A 962-nucleotide genomic window follows, 5' to 3' on the forward strand; every position below is an offset into this window, starting at 1 on the left:
TGCTTGTGCATTGGTCAAGCCGAAGCCATTGGCGTCGAAGCTGCCGAGTGTGCCGATGAGGTTCGCGCCGTTGAGCGCCGTGCCGCCGACCGAGCTGCCAGTCAGCGTGCCGGCGGCAAGCGTGCCGCCCGCGCCCTCGCTGATCGCACCGCCCGAGGTCAGTGTCGTCGTGCCGCTGCCGCTGTCGAGGCCACTGTTGATCGCCAGGTCGCCGGCGCTGGACAGCGTGACTGCGCTGCCGCTCACGTTGCCGTTCACTGCCAGGTCGCCGGCCGTGGTGCCGAGTGCCACCGCACCGGCGCCGCCAATTACCGGGCCGGCCACCGTCAACGCCTGTGCATTGCTCAACGCAAAGCCCGAGGCAGTGAAGCTGCCCAGCGTACCGATGAGATTGGCGCCGTTGAGCGTCGTGCCGCCGACCGAGCTGCCGGTCAGCGTGCCGGCGGTAATCGTGCCCCCTGCGCCCTCGCTGATTGCACCGCCCGAGGTCAGCGTCGTCGTGCCGGTGCCGCTGTCCACGCCGCTGTTGATCGTCAGATCGCCGGCGCTGGACAGCGTGACTGCGTTGCCGCTGACGTTGCCGTTCACCGCGAGGTCGCCGGCCGTGGTGCCGAGCGCAACCGCGCCGGTGCCGCCCGTCACCGGGCCCGCCACCGTCAGCGCCTGCGCGTTGGTGAGGCTGAAGCCATTGGCGGCGAACGCGCCCAATGTGCCGATCTGGTTGGCGCCGCCGAGCACCGCGCTGCCGACCGCGCTGCCCGTCAACGTACCGGCCGTGATCGCGCCGCCGCTTTGGCTGAGGTTGCCGCCCGCGACCAGCGTCACCGTGGTGCCGGCGAGATCGTTCGCCAGCGCCAGGTCGCCCGCCGAATGCAGGCCGACGGCGCCGCCGGCCAGCGCGGTGTTCACCGTCAGCGCGCCGTTCGTCGTGGTCAGGCCGATGCTGCCGGTGCCGCCCGTCG

At 71.7% G+C, this 962-nt stretch carries 1 pseudogene; it reads right to left on the bottom strand.

Annotated elements, in window-relative coordinates:
• Positions 1 to 962 (bottom strand): annotated as a pseudogene (locus ASG87_RS15875) (hypothetical protein); the annotation flags it as partial.

Source organism: Frateuria sp. Soil773, from assembly GCF_001428405.1.
In the GTDB taxonomy this organism is placed as follows: Bacteria; Pseudomonadota; Gammaproteobacteria; order Xanthomonadales; family Rhodanobacteraceae; genus LMSL01.